19 protein-coding genes and 1 pseudogene are annotated in these 20,505 nt (G+C 66.1%); 7 read left to right on the top strand and 13 right to left on the bottom strand.

Annotated elements, in window-relative coordinates:
• Positions 1-10 precede the first annotated feature (10 nt).
• The 6 genes from AABN02_RS15340 to selD form a co-directional block, all read right to left on the bottom strand.
• On the bottom strand, positions 11-721 hold the full coding sequence (locus tag AABN02_RS15340; RefSeq protein ID WP_338415796.1) for a septal ring lytic transglycosylase RlpA family protein: 711 nt from the start codon (positions 719-721) through the stop codon (positions 11-13).
• A gap of 150 nt (positions 722-871) precedes the next feature.
• A complete protein-coding gene (locus AABN02_RS15335) occupies positions 872-1,432 on the bottom strand; it encodes a DUF1415 domain-containing protein (protein ID WP_338415795.1) in 561 nt (186 codons plus the stop codon).
• Entirely contained in the window at positions 1,429-2,106 is a 678-nt protein-coding gene (locus tag AABN02_RS15330; protein ID WP_338415794.1) for a riboflavin synthase subunit alpha, read from the bottom strand. The genes AABN02_RS15335 and AABN02_RS15330 overlap by 4 nt, the downstream gene beginning before the upstream one ends.
• 40 nt (positions 2,107-2,146) lie before the next feature.
• A complete protein-coding gene (locus AABN02_RS15325; protein ID WP_338415793.1) occupies positions 2,147-4,909 on the bottom strand; it encodes a hypothetical protein in 2,763 nt (920 codons plus the stop codon).
• On the bottom strand, positions 4,906-5,346 hold the full coding sequence (locus AABN02_RS15320; RefSeq protein WP_338415792.1) for a hypothetical protein: 441 nt from the start codon (positions 5,344-5,346) through the stop codon (positions 4,906-4,908). The genes AABN02_RS15325 and AABN02_RS15320 overlap by 4 nt, the downstream gene beginning before the upstream one ends.
• A 47-nt stretch (positions 5,347-5,393) precedes the next feature.
• Positions 5,394-6,467 (bottom strand): selenide, water dikinase SelD, encoded by a 1,074-nt coding sequence (selD, locus tag AABN02_RS15315; protein ID WP_338415791.1) that lies wholly within the window; start codon positions 6,465-6,467, stop codon positions 5,394-5,396.
• A 48-nt stretch (positions 6,468-6,515) separates the two neighbouring features.
• On the opposite strand from selD, the gene AABN02_RS15310 reads away from it, so the two are divergent.
• Together AABN02_RS15310 and mnmH are read left to right on the top strand one after the other, a co-directional pair.
• A complete protein-coding gene (locus tag AABN02_RS15310; protein WP_338415790.1) occupies positions 6,516-7,988 on the top strand; it encodes a hypothetical protein in 1,473 nt (490 codons plus the stop codon).
• Positions 7,985-9,049: a tRNA 2-selenouridine(34) synthase MnmH gene (mnmH, locus tag AABN02_RS15305; protein ID WP_338415789.1), complete on the top strand. Its 1,065-nt coding sequence runs from the start codon at positions 7,985-7,987 to the stop codon at positions 9,047-9,049. The genes AABN02_RS15310 and mnmH overlap by 4 nt, the downstream gene beginning before the upstream one ends.
• On the opposite strand, the gene AABN02_RS15300 is transcribed toward mnmH, so the two are convergent.
• Both AABN02_RS15300 and AABN02_RS15295 read right to left on the bottom strand, forming a co-directional pair.
• Positions 9,033-10,157, bottom strand: coding sequence for a carbonic anhydrase family protein (locus AABN02_RS15300; protein ID WP_338415788.1), 1,125 nt, complete (start codon positions 10,155-10,157; stop codon positions 9,033-9,035). The genes mnmH and AABN02_RS15300 overlap by 17 nt on opposite strands.
• A 111-nt stretch (positions 10,158-10,268) precedes the next feature.
• Positions 10,269-11,543, bottom strand: coding sequence for a glycerate kinase (locus AABN02_RS15295; RefSeq protein ID WP_338415787.1), 1,275 nt, complete (start codon positions 11,541-11,543; stop codon positions 10,269-10,271).
• Between the two features lie 128 nt (positions 11,544-11,671).
• Here AABN02_RS15295 and AABN02_RS15290 point away from each other — a divergent pair, with 128 nt between their 5' ends.
• From AABN02_RS15290 to AABN02_RS15280, 3 genes are read left to right on the top strand one after another with little or no spacing between them, the layout of a single operon-like run.
• Entirely contained in the window at positions 11,672-11,914 is a 243-nt protein-coding gene (locus tag AABN02_RS15290; RefSeq protein WP_338415868.1) for a hypothetical protein, read from the top strand.
• A 20-nt stretch (positions 11,915-11,934) separates the two neighbouring features.
• Positions 11,935-12,549 (top strand): 2-hydroxychromene-2-carboxylate isomerase, encoded by a 615-nt coding sequence (locus tag AABN02_RS15285; RefSeq protein ID WP_338415786.1) that lies wholly within the window; start codon positions 11,935-11,937, stop codon positions 12,547-12,549.
• A gap of 6 nt (positions 12,550-12,555) precedes the next feature.
• Positions 12,556-13,464 carry a LysR family transcriptional regulator gene (locus tag AABN02_RS15280; RefSeq protein WP_338415785.1) on the top strand — a complete coding sequence of 303 codons (909 nt, stop codon included), beginning with the start codon at positions 12,556-12,558 and terminating at the stop codon, positions 13,462-13,464.
• Here AABN02_RS15280 and AABN02_RS15275 read toward each other — a convergent pair.
• Both AABN02_RS15275 and gnd read right to left on the bottom strand, forming a co-directional pair.
• Entirely contained in the window at positions 13,453-15,027 is a 1,575-nt protein-coding gene (locus tag AABN02_RS15275; RefSeq protein ID WP_338415784.1) for an ATP-binding protein, read from the bottom strand. The genes AABN02_RS15280 and AABN02_RS15275 overlap by 12 nt on opposite strands.
• 399 nt (positions 15,028-15,426) lie before the next feature.
• Positions 15,427-16,860 carry a decarboxylating NADP(+)-dependent phosphogluconate dehydrogenase gene (gene gnd / locus AABN02_RS15270; protein WP_338415783.1) on the bottom strand — a complete coding sequence of 478 codons (1,434 nt, stop codon included), beginning with the start codon at positions 16,858-16,860 and terminating at the stop codon, positions 15,427-15,429.
• Positions 16,861-16,966: 106 nt separating this feature from the next.
• Here gnd and AABN02_RS15265 point away from each other — a divergent pair, with 106 nt between their 5' ends.
• On the top strand, positions 16,967-17,413 hold the full coding sequence (locus tag AABN02_RS15265; protein WP_338415782.1) for an SRPBCC family protein: 447 nt from the start codon (positions 16,967-16,969) through the stop codon (positions 17,411-17,413).
• Positions 17,414-17,423: 10 nt separating this feature from the next.
• On the opposite strand, the gene AABN02_RS15260 is transcribed toward AABN02_RS15265, so the two are convergent.
• Positions 17,424-18,281, bottom strand: coding sequence for a DnaJ domain-containing protein (locus AABN02_RS15260; RefSeq protein WP_338415781.1), 858 nt, complete (start codon positions 18,279-18,281; stop codon positions 17,424-17,426).
• Between the two features lie 162 nt (positions 18,282-18,443).
• Here AABN02_RS15260 and AABN02_RS15255 point away from each other — a divergent pair.
• Positions 18,444-18,599: pseudogene (locus AABN02_RS15255) on the top strand (transposase); the annotation flags it as partial.
• 70 nt (positions 18,600-18,669) lie between these two features.
• Here the strand turns inward: AABN02_RS15255 and AABN02_RS15250 are convergent.
• Together AABN02_RS15250 and AABN02_RS15245 are read right to left on the bottom strand one after the other, a co-directional pair.
• A complete protein-coding gene (locus AABN02_RS15250; RefSeq protein ID WP_338415780.1) occupies positions 18,670-18,846 on the bottom strand; it encodes a hypothetical protein in 177 nt (58 codons plus the stop codon).
• Complete coding sequence (locus AABN02_RS15245; protein WP_338415779.1) at positions 18,847-20,502, bottom strand: DUF2357 domain-containing protein; 1,656 nt, start codon at positions 20,500-20,502, stop codon at positions 18,847-18,849.
• Between the last annotated feature and the right edge of the window lie 3 nt (positions 20,503-20,505).

Raw genomic sequence — 20,505 nt, 5'->3', positions numbered from 1 at the left:
CGGTGGCAGGTCAGCGGACCTTGGTCTTGCTGTCCTGCTTGTTGCCGGAGTTCGGCAGCACGTGCAGCGTCGCCTCGGCGATGCCGACGCGGATCATGTTGAGCTTCTCGGCCGCCGCGCGTGACAGATCGGCGACGCGGCCGCCCGTGAACGGACCACGGTCGTTCACGGTCACGACCACGCTGCGCTGGTTGGTGGTGTTGGTGATCATCACCTTGGTGCCGATGGGCAGCGTGCGGTGCGCCATCGTCATCTCCTCGGCGTTGTAGAGCGCGCCGCTGGCCGTCGGGCGGCCGTGGAACTTGTCGGCATAGAACGACACGCGGCCGGTCTGGAACAGCGTGGCGGCGGCTGTGGCGGCGTTCACCGCGGTGGAGGTGGCGACATTGGCGACGCTGAACACGGCCGCTGTCGCGGCGGTGGCGGCGTCCACGGCGGCATGGGTGGCTGTGTTGGCCGCGGTGGTGGCGACGTTCGTGGCGGCGGTCGCCGCGCCCGTGACCACTGCGCCGGCCGCGCTGGTGACACGTCCGATGGGGCGCTCGACCAGGCGCTCGAACGGCGTCGCGGCGGAGGCCGCCCGCTCAGGCAGCTCTGCTGCGGCTGCTGCGGTCGGTGACCGTGGAGCCTCGCTGGTGGCTTGTTCCTCTGCGGCGTGGCTGCTGAACACCAAAGTGGTCAGCGCGAGGGCGAGGCTCAGGCAATGCAGGGGGACTTTCACGGTGCGTGCAATCAATGTCGATCTCCGTCCGGGGGTGTGTCGGGAGCGCAGTCTAACGGCATCTGCAAGCAGCGTGAAACAGGGATAAGCGCGGGTACCAGTCGATTTATTCAATTGCAGCGCGCACTTACCGCTGTTGGAACACCGGGTTCAGCGTGTGAACAGGCGCTTCCAGCCGGCATGTCCGAGTGCCTTGAGCGTCTCGATGTTGCGCTCGTAGATGTCCTCCGCATCGGGGAAGGCGGCCACCGCGGCGTCGATGCTGTCCTCGCGCAGCAGGTGCAGCGTGGGGTAGGGCGCGCGGTTGCTGAAGTTCTCGATGTCGTCGATGTGGGTCTCGTCGAACTGGTAGTCGGGGTGGAAACTGGCGACCTGCAGGATGCCGTCGAGCTGCAGTTCTTCCACCGCCGCATCGGCCACGTCGAGGAAATCGTTGTAGTCCATGAAGTCGCCGAGCACCTGCGGGTGGATCAGCAGCGTGGTCTCAATCTTCTCGGGCGAGGCCTCGGCCAGCAGCTCCAGCTCCTTCACCAGGTCTTCCAGCAGCGCCTCCGGCGTGGTCGCCGCGCTGACCACGTAGCGGATCTGCTCCTTCACATGCACCGCCTTGGCGAAGGGGCACAGGTTCAGGCCGATGACGGCTTTTTCGAGCCACTCGACGGTGTCGGCGATGACCTGGGTGTCGTTCGGGGTCGGGGTGTTCTGGCTCATGCGTCGATCTCCACGCCGCGTTCGCGCAGCAGGTCTTTCAGGGCGGGCAGCAGCGGCCCGAGTTTCTCTTCCAGCGTGTCGCGCACGGTGTCTACCAGCACCTGCGTCTGCCGCTCGATCTCGATGTTCAGCGCGTCCCCCACCTGCTTGTCGCCGAAGGTGGTCTGGCGCAGCGTCTCGGGGATCAGCCACACCTCGAACCAGCCGGCTTGGCGGTCGGCTTCGGCGATGGTGAGGCTCGCACCGTTGATGGCGATGTAGCCCTTCGGGAACACGTAGCGCATCCACGGCGCCGGCACCGCGATGCGCAGGACATGGTTGTTCTCGGGCTGGCGGATCCCGGCGAGCGTTGCCTGGAAATCGATGTGGCCCGACAGCGGATGGCCGCCGATCTCCACGCCGTCGCGGGCCGCGCGCTCGACGTTGATCCGGCTGCCGACCTGGAGCGTGCCGAGCGTGGTGAGGTTCAGGCTCTGCTGCATGACGTCGAAGTCGGCATGCAGCGTATCGCGGTGCTGCGTGACGGTCAGGCAGGTGCCGTCGCAGGCGACGCTGGCGCCGATGTCCTGGCCCTCCAGGAAGCCGGGCGGGAAGGCGAGCGTGAAGCTGCGCAGGCCGGGGCGGTCGGTGATGGCCGCGACGGTGGCGATGGATTGGACGATGCCGGTGAACATGGTCAGTAGTTCGGGTAGGAAATCATGGGGAATGTGTGAGTCACAGCGGAATAGTGCCGATATTTTTTTTCAATAATGCCTGGGTGCGAGGACGACCGGCCGCTGAAGTTTCAAAGCCCAGGCCGTATCGGTAGATCTCGGGTAGGAATAATCTCTCTTCACCCAGGTTTCCATCGGTGTCTTCATAGATGACGCCAATCTCTTGTAATGCACTCAATAACGGAGCATCAAGCTGAGCTTGTTCCGCGCTGAATGGTACTTTGAGGTTGCGAACGCTGTTGTCTTGTATGAGTGCCATCCACTTTCTTAATGGCGCAATCTCTGTTTTGGCCTCGTCAACTTTTTCTTTGCTGCACAGTGGAATTGCTTGGCGCATTGATTCTGGGGCGAGTACGCGATCCCATGCCTGCCCTGTGCGTGATGATTCCTTTTCTGCAGCGAATTTCAGGAAACGAACCAAATCACGGGCCTGTACATTGCCTTTCAGGTCGCACAGGGCAGAATAAACCCATCGCGCAGAGTATGCCTCTTTTGATTTCTCGGTGCCGAGCTTTTTGCCCCATAGTTTTTCTAACTCGAATTTTAGTTCCTCGATCCGCAGAGATTCCGCCGTTTTTGGGTCTTGTGTATGGATGCCCGCCTGACAACTCAGCATGAACGCTAGACGTAAGAAGCTCTCTGGATTCCATTGCAGTCGAAATGGCAGGAACCGCTGTTGCCATTGACCTAGATTTTGACGGATCGTGGCCTGAACGTAGTCAGCCCTCACAAAGACAATGACACCAATTTGCCGGTCATCAAGCTCGCTGATGCGGTTGGGCAGCCTCAGCAGGGATTGGATGGCCCCCGCAGCACAAATCTCAGTGGCATCTTTGAACGCATCTTCGATCCCGTCAAAAACGAGCACGATGCGAGTTGAATTTTCAATCAACTTCTTGTTCAAGGCGCCCAAGCCATCTGGGTAAACGCCGAACTGACGGGTGATGATCTCATCCCAGAAGTCATCCCAGTGGCTAGGAGGGTTATTGATTGCCTCTTCGATCATCCTTCGAACTGCGGTGCCTAAAATAAGGGAGTCTTTGCCGCCATTTTTACCTTTGATCGGATTAATCGCGTGGCGTTGCGCGGTCTTTATTTCTCCGTCGGGCGTGTCTGGTATGTTGTCGGACCAGAGGACTGGAAAGATGGCTGCATCTGTTGTGCTGCGGGCAGAAAATCCCAGCTTGCCTAAAAAATTCGACCATGTTATCGAGGTGACTACTTGGCGAAAGGTGAATGTTTTGCCTGCTCCCTTTGCCCCAATCATCAAGATATTCGGCAAATCGTTCGCATAGTGTTTTCCAAGATTTAACAGAGGCTCCGTGGCCAGAATGGTGCTTGGGGCGCTGCTGTCTGCAAACTCGGCGCTTGTGCAGATATCGCGGAGCTTCATCGCCGGTGTCTGTTGTGGAGCAGAGACAGTGGTGGCGTATGTTGTTGGTGGGGGGATTGATGCGGGTGCTGCGTAGAGCGCCGAGGCCCATTCGCTCGCGCTGTTGAACAGGCGGCTTGACATGGGCAACATGTCCAGTGCATCCCGCACGGAGCCAATCGACATCAGGCTGCTGAGGAACTCCGCCTCCAGCCACTGCACTCCGGGTGTTAGCGCATCGTCTGTGGGGTAGGCCGCCCCGAGCACCCTCAATGCCCGTTCGTAGTGCCCAGCATCACGGAGTTCCTTGGTCAGCAGGCTCAGTACCACCGTTGGCCGTGCGTCTTCTTTTTGTTCTGCAGGCAGTCGGCGGTTGAAGGCATAAAGGCGGCGCAACACTTCCTCCATCCCCTTGACTGATTGCGGAGCCACCGTGCTGACAAAGAAGTGATCTACTCGAGGGTCAAACAGAATCGGGCTAGCCAATTCGCTCAAACCTGCCCGCAAGTCAATGAAAACTGCGTCCACCCCTAGACGTCGGCCCAGTGCATGCAGGTGATCGGATAATTGCCAGGGGTTGCCTGGATTGCGGGCCAAGTGTTCTGGTGTGACGGGCATGTCTTGAATCTCGGACAGGTCCAGTGCCGCCGGCAAGACGAATAGCTCGCGTTGCATGCCATTGACGCTAAGAGAAGTCTTGCGCAATTCTTGTGCGAAGAAATCCAGTGATGCATCCACTAACCCGGTAGGCGGGTAGTGAAGGGCTTCTAGCAGATGGACGAACGACACGGTTGGCCGGTTAGCTTCATCCAGCCAGAAGCTGACACCAGGAGCTTCCAAATCGGCGTCCACTACCAAGATCTTTTTTGGCCCTGTGCTCGACTCCTGCATACAGGCTGCCACATATGTCATTAGAGCGGTGGTGCGCCCAACGCCGCCCTTGAACGAGTGGAAGGAAACCAGGTCTGGGCCTGCTTCCCAAGCCGGTGGGTGGTTTATGGATCGCGGCTGGTTTTGATGATTTTCCGAGAAGTTCCCTGCGGCGTCGATCGCATCGATTGGCAGGTACGTGACATCCCGCCACAGAGGGTAGTTCTGTTCCACGGGCTGCGCTGCAGTATCGACTTCTTGCAGCAGCGTCACCGGATAAGTGGCTTGGTCGATGCGCAAGCGGATCACACGGTCTTCGCGTTGATAAGCATGGCCAAAAATATCGCCGAGCCAGTCATCCACCTGCGTAGCATCGTTGGCATGGCGAATGTCCACACCGCTGGAAAAGCAATCTAGACCAATGATCCCTTCAGGCAATCGGGTCCATAGCGCTGTGTGCTGCTTGAGTAGCCGTTCCACATCTAGCCAAGTCAGCAAGCGATCTGTAGTGTGCAGGTTCATTTGAGTTCTCCGTTAATCCACTCGAGTACCTTCTGCAGCTGGTGTTCGCAATCTTGGTCGGTGGGTTCAGTGCATGTTCCGCCATAGCGCCATGCTTGATGCAGTATACTGATGTCGCCGTTGCGCGGATGGTTCGCCCCGTTTGGCATTGCCATCGGAGAAAGTTTCAAGCTACTCGGCAAAGAAAGACTGGATCCTGCGTTAAGAATTTTTAGTATTTTCCGCAGATCGTGCCCGGTTTTTTCAATGTCGTCTCGACTGAACTGTGTGCGGCTTTGTCGTTTGAGCAAAACTGCCTTTAAGCCGCATTCAACGGCGTAGAACAGCAGCAAGCGGTGTGGGTTTTTGCGTGCGGTATTGGCGATCGGAGTAGCAATAGCAGACAGCTCTCGCCAAGCGCGTTTCAGTTCGCGGTCGGTGAATGTGATTGCGCTCAATGGAATCCCCGTGCTATTTTATTTTTGTTCAATGAGACCTGCCTGCTTCAGGCTACGTTTATTCCGGCATGTCCGCTGGACAAGCTCCCAACGACCGCCGCCTCGCCGAAGCCGGCCTCGCGGAACATCGCCAGCACCGCGTCCACGCCGTCCGCCGACACGCTCACCAGCAGCCCGCCACTGGTCTGCGGATCGGTGACCAGCGCGCGCTGCCAGTCCGGGAAGCCGTCGGGCAGGGTGACGCTGGCGCCGTAGCTGGCCCAGTTGCGCGTCGAGGCGCCGGTCCAGATGCCGTTCTGTGCATGGCCGACCGCGCTGGCGATCAGCGGCAGCGCGTCCCAGCGCACTTCGGCCGCCAGCTTCGAGCCGCGGCAGATCTCCAGCAGGTGCCCGGCCAGGCCGAAGCCGGTCACGTCGGTGATCGCATGGACGGCGTCCAGCCCGGCGAGGTCGGCGCCGACGCGGTTCAGCTGCGTCGTGTGGCGCAGCATCTCGGCGTAGCCGTCCGCGTCCAGCAGGCCCTTCTTCAGCGCCGCCGACAGCACGCCCACGCCCAGCGGCTTGCCCAGCACCAGCACATCGCCGGCCTGCGCATCGGCGTTGCGCCGCACGCGCTTCGGGTGGACCAGCCCCAGCGCCACCAGCCCGTAGATCGGTTCGACCACGTCGATGGAATGCCCGCCCGCGATCGGGATGCCCGCCTCGCGGCACACGCTGGCGCCGCCTTCCAGGATGCGGCCGATCACCTCCGGCGAGAGCTTGCTGATCGGCATCCCGACGATGGCCAGCGCCATGATCGGACGTCCCCCCATCGCGTAGACATCCGACAGCGCGTTGGTCGCAGCGATGCGGCCGAAGTCGTAGGGGTCGTCGACGATCGGGGTGAAGAAGTCGGTGGTCGCCACCAGCGCCTGCTCGTCGTTGAGGCGCCAGACAGCGGCGTCGTCGCTGGTCTCGATGCCGACCATCAGCTCCGGCGGGATCAGGCCCGGCGTGTTGCGCGCCAGGATGTCGCTGAGCACACCCGGGGCGATCTTGCAGCCGCAGCCGCCGCCGTGGGCGAGCTGGGTGAGGGCGGGTGCAGTCTGGAGCGGCGTGGGGGTAACAGCAGGGGATGTCATGGCAGCGGTGAGGGACAATCAGCAATTCCGCATTCTGCCTGCCACGCCATGAACCATCCGACCCGCCGTACCCTCGTCGCATTGCTGTTCCCGTGGCTCGCCGCCGTGGCGTCGGCGCAGACCGTCACGCCGCTTCCGTCCCCTGCGACGTTCCTCTACGGCTGGAACACCCACCTCGCGTCCACGTACCAGTACGGCACCCTGCCGACGCTGGTGACCCGGTTGATCGCCACCGGCGCCAACACCTACCGCGACGCGGAGGAGTGGGGCTGGACGGAGTACGGCGCCCCGGGTGTCTTCCGCTACGGCGCCGACCTCGATGCCGCAGTGGCCCAGGTGCGCGACCGGCTCCGCCCTGCGGGCCTCGCGGGGCTGCAGATCCTCGGCTTCGAGAACAACCTCTACTGGCAGCAGGCCACCCAGGACATCACCGCCAACCCCGCTGCTGCCGGCTCGGTGTTCCAGACCTACGCCAAAGGTTTCCGCACCTACGCCCAGCAGCAGCTCGCCCGCCGGCCGGGCCAGGGGCTGTACCAGATCGGCAACGAGTGGAACGGCGGCTTCCACCTGGACCGCGCCATGCCGAACTACACGCTGGCGCGCGATGGCGACACCTACGCCCGGCTCTACCTCTCCGTGGCCGCCGACCTGCGCACCCGTGCCCCACAAGCCCGGCTCCTCACTGCAGGACTCGCGGACTGCACGGCCAGCGCGACCTTGCCCTACGGCATGTGCTGGCCTTGGCTCATCGACCAGCTCGCCCACGTCAAGCGCCTGGGCGGCAACCTGTCGCTGATTGACGGTCTGGGCATCCACCCCTACGCCGACTACGACCCCGTGGCCATCCCCGAGCGGCTCTACAGCGGACTCGTCACCGGCCGCCACTGGCTGATGACACAGTCGCCCGCCTACGCCGCGTCGCCCAAGGACTTCTATCTCACCGAGACCGGCATCCCCACCATCACCTCCAGCGGCCAGGCCATCAGCGAAGCGTTGCAGGCCGACTACCTGCAGCGCATGGCCTTGCTCTACCGCACGCTGCCGTATGTGAAGGGCGTGTGGTTCTACGAGTTCGCCAACCAGCCGCTCAGCGGGCGTGAAGGCACGTTCGGCGCGGTCACGGCATCGCTGGTGGACAAGCCCGCCTATGCGCCGATGAAGGCACTGGCGCCGCTGGTGATTCGGGGCACGAACTGGAAGCTGGTCAGCGGCGACGTGAAGGTCACCGACTGGGCCAAGCGCCTGACCGACCAGTGGATCCTCTACCGCCCCACCAAGCTCTACACCGTCGAATGCGACTACCTTGATCCGGCCGACGGCAAGCGCAAGCGCATCACCGTCTTCTGGGCGCCGCAGGGCACGTTGCCGGTGACAGTTCGTACCGCCGGCACGACAGTGGCCCACCGCACCGCGTTCGCCGGCACCTCCACCACCCGCTCCGGCACCTTTGCCCTCACCGCCACGAGCAGCCCGCAATTCCTGATCCGCCCGGCCGGTGTCGGCACGGTGCTGCTGAAATGAGCCACAACCGCCCCGTCGGCATCGACCAGATCCCCGCCTTCGACACCGTCATCGACGCCCGCTCGCCCGCCGAGTTCGCGCTCGACCACCTGCCCGGCGCCATCAACTGCCCCGTGCTGGACGACGACGAGCGCCGCATCGTCGGCACGCTCTACAAGCAGCAGGGCGCTTTCGAGGCCCGGCGTGTCGGTGGTGCGATGGTGGCGGTCAATCTGGCCCGACACCTGCGCGAACAGTTCGCGGACAAGCCGATCACCTGGCGTCCGCTGGTCTACTGCTGGCGCGGCGGCCTGCGCAGCGGCTCGATGGTGCAGTGGCTACGCCTGGTCGGCTGGGATGCGCAGCAGCTCGCCGGCGGCTACAAGCGCTTCCGCAGCCACGTGATCGCGCAAATCGAGGCGATCGCGCCGCAACTGCCGCTGCACGTGCTCTGCGGCCCGACCGGCAGCGCCAAGACCGCGCTGCTGCACGCGCTGTCGGCGCAAGGCGCGCAGGTGCTGGATCTGGAGGGACTGGCGGTGCACAAGGGCTCCGTGCTGGGCAAGGTGCCGGGCACGCCGCAGCCTTCGCAGAAGCGCTTCGAGACGCAACTGGCCCTGCAGCTGGAGTCGTTTGATCTGGCCCGACCGGTGTTCGTGGAGGCGGAGAGCCGCAAGATCGGCCAGATCTCGCTGCCGACGCCTCTGCTGGAGCGGCTGCGCGCCAGTCCCTGTATCGAGATCGTTGCCTCGCCCGAGGCACGGCTGGACTACCTGCTGCGCGACTACGTCTATCTGGGCGATGACGGCCCGCGGCTGGCGGAGACGCTCGGCCAGCTGCACGGCCTGCAGGCGAACGAGACGATCACCCGCTGGCAGGCCTGGGCCGTGGCCGGGGAACTGCGCCCGCTGTTTGCCGAGCTGATGGCGTTGCACTACGACCCGCTCTACCTGCGGTCGCAGAACGGCAACTACCAGCGGCTGCGGACTGCGGTGCAGGTCGAGGCGGCTGCGCTGGACGAAGCCGCGCTGCTGGCGCTGGCGACCGAGATCGCCGAGCGCACGCTCAGTTCGATTCCTTGACCATCCGGCCGCTGGCCTGCTGGATGGGGCGGGCGTTCATCGGGTAGAGCTTGGTGAACACGGCAAGCTGGTCGGCCGAGAGCTGGGACGGCTGCTTCAGCACCAGCCACAGCACGCCTTCGCTGCACGGCGGCGTGGTCAGCGAGCCCATGTAGGTGTAGTAGCGGCGGTCTTCCGGCAACAGCAGGTTCATGTCGATCGGCACCGGCGACTGCAGCTCGTCGTTCTTCTCCAGCGGCATGCTGTTCCAGACCAGCTGCACCATCGGGTGCTGCTTGCCCTGGTCCATCAGCACGGCGACCACCGCCAGACGCCCTTCGGGATCCTTGTGGACCAGGTGGGCGACCATGTCGAACTGGCGGCCGTTGATGCGCTCTTCGGACGGGCGGTGGAAGTGGAACTGCACCAGGTCGTAGCGGCGGCCGGCGACCTCGATGCTGTTGCCGTAGCCGAGGTTAGCCTGCACCGTGTGGCCGTTGTCCAGCACGTTGAAGCCGGTCTGGCGGTAGTTGAACTTGATCGGCTCCAGCTCGACCTTGATGCCGCCGCGGATGTCGATCGGGCTCTGGCGCTTGCCGGAGGAGCAGGTGGAGAAATCGGGCTTCAGCTTGCCCCATTCCGCCGGGCCGCCTTCGCCGCCATAGGACCAGTGGGCGACGTGTGCCGCATGGGCGGCGGCCTCCACCGACGGGGCGCCATGGCCATCCGGCGCGCGTCCGGCCGCAGCGGCGTTGACGATGCCCATGGTCACGGCCGGGGCGGCGGCATGGGGATCCACGGCGTGCGCGGCCCTATGGCCACCGGATGCGCGCTTGCGCGGTGCCTGTGTGTGGACCTGCGCCTGGGCGGCGCGCACGCGGGAGATGCGCTCCTGCAGGCGGCGGGCGAGTTCGTCCGAGGCCAGCGCGGCGGGCGCTGCGGCTGCGGCCGGCGCTGCGGCGTGGGCCGCGGGCTCCGCGGCCGGGGGCGGAGCGGGTTTGGCGATGGCCGGCTTGGCCGGTGCCGCGGGAGCTGCGTGGCCATCGCTGGCAGCAGCCCACGGGCTGAGCAGCAGCGCGGACACCAGCGCGGCGAGTTTCAGGGGGTGTGGGTGTGAACGATGGGCCATGGAGTGCTCCGGCAGGGGGGATGGCGAGGTTTTCGACTCCTGCCGAGCCGACTTGAATCCTCGCCACCGCCCTGCCGGTTCCGGTGCACCTCCGGCCGGTCGCTCAGTCGCTCAGTCGCTGATCAGGATGGCCCGGAAGTCGTTCACGTTCGTCAGCGTCGGTCCGGTGACGACCTGGTCGCCCAGCGCTTCGAAAAAACCGTGGCCGTCGTTGTCGGCCAGCCGGTCCTTCGGACGCAGTCCCAGCGCCCAGGCCCGCGCCAGCGTGTCGGGCTGCCAGATGGCGCCAGCGATCTCCTCCTGCCCGTCGACGCCATCGGTGTCGCCCGCCAGCGCGTGGATGCGCGGATGGCCACCGAGCGCGATGCCCATCGACAGCAGGCATTCGACGTTGCGCCCCCCGCGCCCGGTGCCGCGCACGGTGACCGTCGTCTCGCCACCAGACAGCAGCACGCAGGGCGCGGCAAACGGCTGCCCGCGCCCGGCCACCTGCAGCGCCAGCCCCGCCAGCACCTTGCCGACGTCGCGCGCTTCGCCTTCGATCGCGTCCCCGAGGATGTGCACCGGGATGCCGGCCTCGCGCGCCACGGCCGCCGCGGCTTCCAGCGCCTGCTGCGGCGCCGCGACGATGTGGGTCTCGACGCCCGCGAGCCGGACATCCCCTGGCTTGATCGACTCGCCCCGACCGCTTTCCAGCACCTCGCGCGCCGCTGCGGGCAAGGCGATGCCGTAGCGCCGCACGATGTCGAGCGCGTCGGCGCAGGTCGTCGGGTCTGCCACGGTCGGGCCGGAGGCGATGTCGATCGGGTCGTCGCCCGGCACGTCCGAGATCAGCAGCGTCAGCACCCGTGCCGGATAGCAGGCCGCCGCAAGCCGGCCGCCCTTGATCGCCGAGAGGTGGCGGCGCACGCAGTTCATCTCCGTGATCGTGGCGCCCGAGGCCAGCAGCGCGCGGTTGATGGCCTGCTTGTCGGCCAGCGTCACGCCGTCCAGCGGTAGCGGCAGCAGCGAGGAACCGCCACCCGAGATCAGGCACAGCACCACGTCGTCCGCCGTGAGGCCACCGACGAACTGGAGCAGGCGCTCGGCGGCGCGCAGGCCGGCTTCGTCGGGCACCGGGTGGGCCGCCTCGACGATCTCAATGTGCGCGCAGGGCACGCTGTAGCCGTAGCGCGTGACCACCAAGCCGGTGAGCGGGCCGCGCCAGTGCTGCTCGACCGCCTGCGCCATCGCGGCGGAGGCCTTGCCCGCGCCGATCACCACCAGCCGGCCGCGCACGCTGGTCGGGTCCGGCAGGTAAGGCGGGATGCACCGGGCCGGCTGGGCGCTGGCGATGGCGGCGTCGAAGAGGCGGCGCAGGAAGGCAGGTGCGTTGGTGATCGGCATGGGGGAGGGCGGTGGGGCGGGACGATCCGGAAATTGGACATGGTATCGGGCACTGACACCCTCGCGACAGCAGGGCGACCCGGATGCCCTACGCTGCAGCGGCATGTCCACGCGAGCAGATCTGTGCCATGTCCCACCCCCGCCCCCAGCCCCTGGCTGACGCCCCCAGAGCGGTGCTCGTGGTCGGCGCCGGTGACGCCATTGACACCGCCTTCATCGCGCAGAATTTCCCCGAGCGTTATGCGCTGAAGGACCAGGCCGGCATCCTCGACCCCGAGCACATCGCAGAAGCCTATTGGCAACTGCACCGGCAGCCCCGCAGCGCCTGGACCCACGAGATGGACCTGCGCCCGTGGATGGAAACGTTCTGATTGCACCCAGGAGACCTGACATGACCGACACCGTGACCAAGCCGAAGCCGAAGACCATCGAGTTCCACTTCGATTTCGGCAGCCCGACCACCTACCTGGCGCACACGCAACTGCCACGCATCGCCCGCGAGACCGGGGCCGAGCTGGTCTACCACCCGATGCTGCTGGGCGGCGTGTTCAAGGCCGCCGGCAACGTCAGCCCCGTCAGCGTGGCCGCGAAGGGCCGCTGGATGGGGCAGGACATCGCCCGCTGGGCGCGGCGCTGGGGCGTGCCCTTCGCCTTCAACCCGCACTTCCCGGTCAACACGCTGACGCTGATGCGCGGCGCGGTCGGCCTGCAGCTGCGCCAGCCGGCGGATTTCACGCGCTACGTCGACGCGGTGTTCCACGCGATGTGGGTGGCGCCGCGCAACCTGTCCGATCCGGCCGAGGTCGCTGCCGTGCTCACCGCCGCCGGTTTCGATCCCGCCGCCTTCATGGCGCTGGTCGGTGACGCCGAGGTCAAGGCGCAACTGGTGGCCAACACCGAGGCGTCGGTGGCCCGGGGCGTGTTCGGCGCGCCGACCTGCTTTGTCGGCGACGAGATGCACTTCGGCCAGGACCGCCTGGACTTCGTGCGCGAGGCGCTGGCCTGAACGGCGATGGACCGCATCACCGGCATCCAGCTCTTCATCCGCATCGTCGAGACGGGCAGCTTCAGCAAGGCGGCGGCCGATCTCGGCATCACCCAGCCCACCGCCACCAAGTCGGTCGCCGCCACCGAGCAGCGGCTGGGCGCGCGGCTGCTGCACCGCTCGACCCGCGGCGTGACGCCCACCGAGGTCGGCGCGCTCTACTACGAAAAATGCAAGCGCATTGCCCGCGAGATGGACGAGGCCGATCACCTCGCCACGCTGCTGCAGAGCGCCGTCGGCGGCACCTTGCGCATCAGCACCTCGGTCGCCTTTGGCCGGCGCGTGCTGGTGCCGCTGGTGCTGCGCTACATGCGGGCCCACCCGCAGGTGACGATCGACCTGAGCTTCGACGACCGCTATGCCGATCTGGTCGCGCAGGGCGTCGATCTGGCGATCCGCATGGGCCGGCTGGCGGATTCGTCGCTCGGGGCGCGTTACCTGGGCACGAACCCGTGGGTGATGGTCGCGTCGCCCGACTACCTGCGCGCGCGGGGCACCCCGTTGACGGCGGACGACCTGCCGGCGCACGCCTGCCTCGTCTACAGCAGCGTGCAGGGCGACGACCGCTGGAGCCTGACGGCGCCGGACGGGCGCGAAGTGTCGGTGCCGGTGCAGGGCGCGCTGCGCTCGAACAACCTCTCGGCGGTGCTGGCGGCAGCGCGGGCGGGGATGGGGCTGGCGGTGCTGCCCTGGTACGTCGCCCACCAGTCCGTGGCGGACGGCGTGGTGCTGCCGATCCTGAGCGACCACGGTTTGCCGGCGCAGGAGGTCCACGCCGTCTTCCCGTCGCCGAAGTTCGTGCCGTCCAAGGTGACGAGTTTCATCGCGTACCTGCAGGCGACGCTGGCGGGCGACTGGTGGGCCTCAACCCTGTAGCGTCTCGACCTCGAAGCCAACGAGGTTGCGCGCCGCCCGGCTGAACTCCACGCCGATCAGGTGGACCGGCTCGCCTCGGTCGCAGTACTTGTCGGCGTAGCCCTGGGCCTTGATCTGCGCCAGCGCCTCGCCCTTGGCGGCCTGGGCGTGGTCGACGACCTTGAACTCGAAGACGAAGACTTGGCGGTTGAAGAGTACGGCCATGTCGATGCGGCCGTGGTTGGTGGAGTCTTCCAGCCGGATGTCCAGCCCGAGCGCGGCGAAGTGGCTGTAGAAGACGCTGGCGTAGTGGCCCTCGAAGCCGGCGAGGGGGTTGTTTCGGTACCAGTCGTGCGGGATGCTGGCGAACAGGGCCTTGAGCAACCCTTCTAGCGCGGGCAAGTCAGTGGCTTTCAGGATCTCGATCAGACGTGCCTGGGAATCCACGGCCTCTTCCGCCGGAATGCCGTAGGCCAGCAGCAGCGCCTCGTTCAGGCTGGACTCGACTTCGTGGTTCGGGTAGCCGAGCCGGTACAGCCATTTGCCTGGCACCGGTTCGCGGGCCTCGTGGATCGTCAGGTAGCCGGCCTGGAACAGCAGCGCCTCCGGGGCGATCTGGTCCACGTCGAAGCTCGACAGCAGGGCGTGGTTGCTCTGGAGCCGCTGGAGTCTGGGGGTGAAGAAGCGCCGCTCGGCCAGTAGCTTGATGAGGAATGTAGGCGTACCGGTCTCGAACCAGTAGGGCTGGAATGTGCGGTTCTCGAACAGCAGGAGCAGGTCGAAGGGGTTGTAGACGGAGGTGCCGAGCCAGTTGTAGCCGTTGTACCAGCGGCGGATCTGCTCGCGGTCCAGCCCCGGCAGCTCAGGCGCGAACACGGTGTCCACGTCCTCGTCGGTGTAGCCGCACAGCGCGCTCCAGCGGGGTGACAGCGTGATGTCCTGCAGATGGTTCAGACCGGAGAACAGGCTGACCTTGGAGAACTTGGAGACGCCGGTGAGGAAGACGAAGCGCAGGTCGGCGTCGGCGCTCTTGAGGACTGAATAGAAGCTGCGCAGCGCGTCGCGCATCGCAGCGGCGACTTCGCGGTTGGCGAGGTTGTCGAGGATGGGCTTGTCGTACTCGTCGATGAGGACGACGGTGCGCTGGCCGGCGAGCCGGGCGGATTCGCTGATCAGCTCGGCGAATCGGCCGCTGATCGATTCGGCGTGGAAGGAGATGCCCAGCCGGCGTGCGTGCGCGTCGAGCAACTCGTGCAGGCGCTGGTCGAGTTCGGCGGGGCTGTGGACCTCGCCCTGGCCGAAGTCGATGCGCAGGACGTGATGGCGCTTCGACCAGTCCCAGCGCGACTCGGCGGCCAGGCCAGTGAACAGCGCCCGGTTGGTCTCGAACAGCTCCTTGAAGGTGTCCACGAGCAGGCTCTTGCCGAAGCGGCGGGGGCGGCTGAGGAAGAAGGCCGTGCCGGACTCGATCAGGTCGATCGCCATGCCGGTCTTGTCCACGTAGTAGCAGTCTGCTTCGCGCAGCTTGGCGAAGGTCTGGATGCCGGTGGGCAGACGGCGGCGGGGCAGGGCAGGGGTGCGCATGGGGGCAGTGTAGAGGCGCGGGCTGGTGGGGTGTGGCCTGCGTGAAAATGCCGCCTTGGGAGCAACAACGCAGGGTGGGACGACCACATGGCCGGGATTTTCATCAGCTATCGGCGCCAGGAGAGCACGAAGGACGCCCGCTCGCTGTACGAGCTGTGGGGCGGCTGGTGTCGGTCATTGGCAAGCTGCTGGGGACGGTCGCGCTGCCCAAACCGCTGATGCAACCGCCACCACCACCACCGCCGTCATCGAGGCATTGGAAAACGGCGGCGATCGTGTTGGGGGTCGTGGCGGTGGGGGCGGGAGGGTATGTGCTCAAGCCCGTCCGGCGCAGTCTGGTAGCCGATGGGCAGTCTGCGGCGGGGGGTGGTGGCGATCGTCATGCCGATCAGTTTAGGTTCAGCCCACCACGTCCGGCCACACGGTGTGGAACCACTGCCCGGCCGGCTTGTCGATGCGCTCGTAGGTGTGCGCGCCGAAGAAGTCGCGCTGCGCTTGCAGCAGATTGGCCGGCAGACGGGCCGTGCGCAGGCTGTCGTAGTAGCCGAGTGATGCGCTCATCGCCGGCACCGGGATGCCCTGCGTCACCGCGTGCGCCACCACCTCGCGCCAGGCCTGCTGCGTGCGGTTCAGCAACGCGGCGAAGTAGGGCGCCAGCATCAGGTGCTGCAGCTCGGGCTGCGCCGCGTAGGCCGCGGTGATGTAGTTCAGGAAGCGCGCCCGGATGATGCAGCCGCCGCGCCAGATCGACGCCAGCCCGCCGAGGTCGATGTCCCAGCCCTTGTGCGCGCTCATGCTGCGCACGAGGTCCAGCCCCTGCGCGTAGCTGATGACCTTGGCCGCGTAGAGCGCGTCGTGGATCTTGGCCACCAGCGCGTCGCGTGCGGCCTGGTCGCCGGCCCACGGCGTGGTCGGGCCTTGCAGGATGTGGCTGGCCTCGACGCGCTGCGCCTTCTGCGACGACAGCACGCGCGCCTCCACCGCGGCGTTGATGGTGCTGATCACGACGGCCTGCTCGGCCGCGTTGATGAGCGTCCACTGGCCCGTGCCCTTCTGGCCGGCCTTGTCGAGGATGAGTTCGACGATGGGGCGGCCGGTCTCGGGGTCGATCTGCTCCAGCGCCTTGCCGGTGATCTGGATCAGGTAGCTCTGCAGCTCGCCCTCGTTCCAGCGGTTGAAGACCTCGGCGATCTCCAGCGTGGCCATGCCCGCCGACTGCATCAGGTGGTAGGCCTCGCAGATGAGCTGCATGTCGCCGTACTCGATGCCGTTGTGGATCATCTTGACGTAGTGGCCCGCGCCGCCCGGTCCGATGTGGCGCACGCAGGGCTGGCCTTCGGCGACGGCGGCGATGCTCTCGAAGATCGGCCGCATCACCGCCCAGGTCGAGGCCGGCCCGCCCGGCATGATCGCCGGCCCCTTGCGCGCGCCTTCCTCGCCACCCGAGACGCCCGCGCCGATGAAGCGCAGGCCCAGCGGCGTGAGCCACGCATCGCGGCGCTCGGTGTCGGTGTAGAGGCTGTTGCCGCCGTCGATCACGATGTCGTCGGTCTCCAGCAGCGGAATGAGTTGTTCGATCACCGCGTCCACCGCCGCGCCGGCCTTCACCATGATCATCACCTTGCGCGGGCGGGCCAGGCTTTGCACGAAGTCGGCGAGGCTGTGCGTGGCCGTCAGGTGCTTGCCCGGGTGCTGCGCCACGAATTCGTCCGTGACCGCAGTGGTGCGGTTGTAGACGCTGACCTGGAAGCCGCGGCTCTCCACGTTGAGCACCAGGTTCTGGCCCATCACGGCCAGGCCGATCAGGCCGAAATCGTTGAGCTTGTCTGTCATCGCATCACCGCCGAGTCTGGAGAGGCGGTCAGGGTAGCGGGCCGGGCGGCGGCGGTCCAGTATGCTGGTGACTCCCTGCCGATTCACTGCCCGCGAGGAGTTCCCCATGTCGCACACGATCCGCCTCCACCGTGTCCTGCGCGCGCCCCCGGAGCGCGTCTACCGCGCGTTTCTGGACGCCGACGCGCTCGCCCGCTGGATCCCGCCGAACGGCTTCACCGCCAAGGTCCACCACATGGACGCCCGGGTCGGCGGCACCTTCCGCATGTCGTTCACCAATTTCAGCGGGGGCAATACCCACAGCTTTGGCGGCGAGTACCAGGAGCTGACTCCGCACACGCGCATCCGCTACACCGACCAGTTCGATGACCCGAACCTGCCCGGCGTCATCACGGTGACGGTGGAGCTGAAGCCGGTGCTGTGCGGCACCGAGCTGCACGTCGTGCAGGAGGGCATCCCGGAGGTGATCCCCGCCGAGATGTGCTACCTCGGCTGGCAGCAATCGCTGGCGATGCTGGCGCTGCTGGTCGAGCCGGAGATTCCGGCGGGCTGATCCGCCGCGCTCAGCCGCACTCGGCCGCGAGGCGGCGCACCACTTGTTGCCGCAGTTCCTCGTCGTCCTCGAACTTCACGTCCTGTGTGCCCAGCAGCAGCGTGCCACCGCCACGCAGCAGCGAACGCTGCACGATCCCGCCGCACAGGCCCACCAGTTCGTGGATAGCCTCCCGGTCCGGCGGGCTGCCTTCGGGCTTCTGCTCGATCCGGGCGTACAGCGCCCGCTTGCGCACGTTGCCGACGGAGCGCGGGAAGCGCTGCTCGATCTTCTCGCGCACGCTGTCGGCCGTGACGCTGCTGCCGAGCACCGACACGATCTGGCTGACAAAACGCGCCGCCTCGATCTCGCGGGCTTGCAGCAACTGCTCGGCGTAGGCCAGAAGGGCCGCGTCGGCGCCGAAGTGGCGGCCCAGGAAATCGGTGCGCAGCCGGTCGGCGAGGGTGGCGGCCTCGGCGTAGTTCTGGTGCTGCAGCAGCTGCAGGCGGAACTCGTCGCCCATGTGGACCGACAGGCGCTCCAGCCGGGCGTGGTGCCGCCGGATCTCGGGGAAGAAGCCGGCGGCGATCTTCCAGCGCTCGGCCAGCGGATCGGGGCCGTCGTTGTCGGCCGGTGCGGGGGGCGGGCTGATGCCGTTCAGCGTGGCGTCATACGCCTGCCGGCTCACCGGGTCTGACAGCACGTCGTGCGCGATGTTGATGCGCTGGATCCGGTCGATCGCGTCCGGGGCCGGGTTGCGGTCGGGGTGGTACACCGAGACCATCGCCCGGTACGCGGCCTTGACGACGACCGCCTCGGCGTGGCGGGCCAGGCCCAGGGTCTGGTAGTGATCGGCGGCGGGCGGTGCGGGGGGAGGGAGGCTGGACATGGGTAACAGCGATGCTACCGGGTTGACCGGTGGATTGGCTTGGTGCCCGCTTGGGTGGGTGGTGGCCGCTCCAGGTTGCGGTGATGGCGCTGGAGGATCTTGCCGAATCCGGCCGCCGCTCGGCCGAGGGCGGGGCATACCGTCGGGTGCAGTGTGTTGCGTACCTTCCAGGTCATGCCCAAGCGCTGGATCGTCGAGTGCAGCTTTGCGTGGCCGGAGAAGAACCGGCGACTGTGGAAGAACTGCGAGCGATTGCTCAACACCAGTTTGCAGTTAGTCCATCTGGCGTTTCTCGCTCTGCTCCTCAGGAGATCGTGAACACGCTCTCAGGCAAGTTGGACAGCGAACAGCCATACGCGTGCCAGAAACAGCCATGAATGAACACTACTTAGTTGTACTTCGGGAGGACGAGATCGGGTCGACAGGGCAGTGAGCGGTCATGCAACCTGTACCGCAGCCCGCGCGCAGGCAGCCCCCGCCGCATCTGCATCTCGGGTTTCGTGTCCTTGCCTCGGATGTGGCTCATATTGAGTCGGCGCTGTTCGGGCGTGAGCACGTCGGCCATTCACGCTCCTGCGTCCGCGACTACGGCGCGCAAGCAGCCACGCAGTTCTTCGCCCGACATGCCGGGGCGCAGCGTCACTGCACCGAAACGGAATTTCTCACGGTACTCCGGATGGAAGAGACGACCTGGCACGGACGTGGCCTTGAAGTCCGCCTGCAGCCCCAACGGCACATGCGGTGTGAGCAGGTAGGCGGCCGTCACGATGCCCTCGGTCCGGCCGCTGGCCACCTCTTGGACGAGCGCGTCGCGGTAGGTATGGATCGAGTTCAGCGCATCGTTGAGGCCGGCGTTGATACGGTACTTCGCATCGAGCACGATCACGCGCCGCTCCGGGCTGCCCATGCCGCTGCCCGCTAGCACGACATCGGGCACCATCGTCCGGCTGAAGCTGCCTTCGCGGCTGTCCTCCACCCAATATTCGCGATATTGACGCTGGAAGCACAGCACTCGGTCGCCGCCAATTGGCACCGTGATGGCGCCTGCCGCGATCGTTACTCCGCCGCCCGCCTCGCTGAGGAATAGATTGCTCAGGTCCACACCCGTGGCGCCGTATTCCTCGACGGCAGCGCGCAGCAGGCGCATGAAGCACCACAGCTCGTACAGCTCATAGGTCCGGGCCAGCGGCATCTGTAGGAAGTCGCCGAACAGCGCGGCGAGGCCGAGATTCATGTCCTGCCAGAGGCGATAGAAGCGTTGGTAGACCGGATCGTTGCGGAACAGCGAGGACATGCGCAGTAGCGCCGGCCCCTCGCCGACTTCAGCCATGAATCCGGCCGCTGCAACATCGTTGAGTCGCCGCGAGATGCGCCGCGTCCGCACGGCCCAACTGCCCGTCGTAGTGATGCTCTCGACATCGTCGGTCACACCCGTCTTTGCCAGCAGCTCGGCGATACCGGACAGCCATGCCGCCCAGGAGTGCAGGCAGGCTTTGATCTGCCGGTGTTCGGGGATGTCCACGCTGTTGCGTCGCTGCCGTAGCGTGATGTGCGCCGGCAGGCGACCCTTCAGCGCGACCGGCAGACGTGAAGGCTGTACCGTTTCGGTCCTGATTACCCCTGACCGGAAGGATTTGATGATTTCGGGGCCAGTCGCGCGCGTGGCGCGATGCACCGGAACCGTGAGGTCCTCTGCGCGCAGGTAGTGACGCGGGGCACGGGCGATCGCTTCCACCGTCGCGACGATGGCTTCGGCACGCGAGCGCAGGAACTCGAGACGGGCCAGTGGCGGCGGCCGGTTGCTTGGCTGGCGCGCAATACCTTTCCGAAACGCGCTCAACGAGAACAGGGCGAAGGTGTCTTCGAGGACTTCGCGCACCATTGCATCGAAGTCGTTGCGCGTGAGCTTGCGCAGGTCGGGGTCGGTTGTGACCTCGAAGCGGCGCGCCCCGATACCCGGTACGCGCAGCACGGCTTCGACCGTGCCGGCATGAAAGCCAGGCTGCCAGCGCCAGCGAGCGTTGCGGGGTTCGCGCGACCGCAGCGCTTCGACCGGCGCATCGTCGATCAGTAGGTCGGCGGCAAGCGCGTCGTCACTGTCGCGCAGTTCAAAGAGATAGGACGCCCCTTCCCGTACTGCCCCAGGTGGCACTGCTTCCGGCACGGGCCAGACCTGCCACGCCGGTCCGCCGCCTTCTGCTTGGATGTAGAGCGCAGTCACGGT

The sequence above is a fragment of the uncultured Sphaerotilus sp. genome, assembly GCF_963924895.1.
Taxonomy (GTDB): domain Bacteria; phylum Pseudomonadota; class Gammaproteobacteria; order Burkholderiales; family Burkholderiaceae_C; genus Sphaerotilus.
This window is presented reverse-complemented; position numbering and strand designations above follow the sequence as displayed.

What these genes read in the sequence shown, in the direction of transcription:
- AABN02_RS15335 (WP_338415795.1), bottom strand. Translation starts at nt 1,432, where the DNA reads ATGAGCCAGAACACCCCGACCCCGAACGACACCCAGGTCATCGCCGAC.
- AABN02_RS15330 (WP_338415794.1), bottom strand. Translation starts at nt 2,106, where the DNA reads ATGTTCACCGGCATCGTCCAATCCATCGCCACCGTCGCGGCCATCACC.
- AABN02_RS15325 (WP_338415793.1), bottom strand. Translation starts at nt 4,909, where the DNA reads ATGAACCTGCACACTACAGATCGCTTGCTGACTTGGCTAGATGTGGAA.
- selD (WP_338415791.1), bottom strand. Translation starts at nt 6,467, where the DNA reads ATGACATCCCCTGCTGTTACCCCCACGCCGCTCCAGACTGCACCCGCC.
- AABN02_RS15310 (WP_338415790.1), top strand. Translation starts at nt 6,516, where the DNA reads ATGAACCATCCGACCCGCCGTACCCTCGTCGCATTGCTGTTCCCGTGG.
- mnmH (WP_338415789.1), top strand. Translation starts at nt 7,985, where the DNA reads ATGAGCCACAACCGCCCCGTCGGCATCGACCAGATCCCCGCCTTCGAC.
- AABN02_RS15300 (WP_338415788.1), bottom strand. Translation starts at nt 10,157, where the DNA reads ATGGCCCATCGTTCACACCCACACCCCCTGAAACTCGCCGCGCTGGTG.
- AABN02_RS15295 (WP_338415787.1), bottom strand. Translation starts at nt 11,543, where the DNA reads ATGCCGATCACCAACGCACCTGCCTTCCTGCGCCGCCTCTTCGACGCC.
- AABN02_RS15290 (WP_338415868.1), top strand. Translation starts at nt 11,672, where the DNA reads ATGTCCCACCCCCGCCCCCAGCCCCTGGCTGACGCCCCCAGAGCGGTG.
- AABN02_RS15285 (WP_338415786.1), top strand. Translation starts at nt 11,935, where the DNA reads ATGACCGACACCGTGACCAAGCCGAAGCCGAAGACCATCGAGTTCCAC.
- AABN02_RS15280 (WP_338415785.1), top strand. Translation starts at nt 12,556, where the DNA reads ATGGACCGCATCACCGGCATCCAGCTCTTCATCCGCATCGTCGAGACG.
- AABN02_RS15275 (WP_338415784.1), bottom strand. Translation starts at nt 15,027, where the DNA reads ATGCGCACCCCTGCCCTGCCCCGCCGCCGTCTGCCCACCGGCATCCAG.
- gnd (WP_338415783.1), bottom strand. Translation starts at nt 16,860, where the DNA reads ATGACAGACAAGCTCAACGATTTCGGCCTGATCGGCCTGGCCGTGATG.
- AABN02_RS15265 (WP_338415782.1), top strand. Translation starts at nt 16,967, where the DNA reads ATGTCGCACACGATCCGCCTCCACCGTGTCCTGCGCGCGCCCCCGGAG.
- AABN02_RS15260 (WP_338415781.1), bottom strand. Translation starts at nt 18,281, where the DNA reads ATGTCCAGCCTCCCTCCCCCCGCACCGCCCGCCGCCGATCACTACCAG.
- AABN02_RS15250 (WP_338415780.1), bottom strand. Translation starts at nt 18,846, where the DNA reads ATGGCCGACGTGCTCACGCCCGAACAGCGCCGACTCAATATGAGCCAC.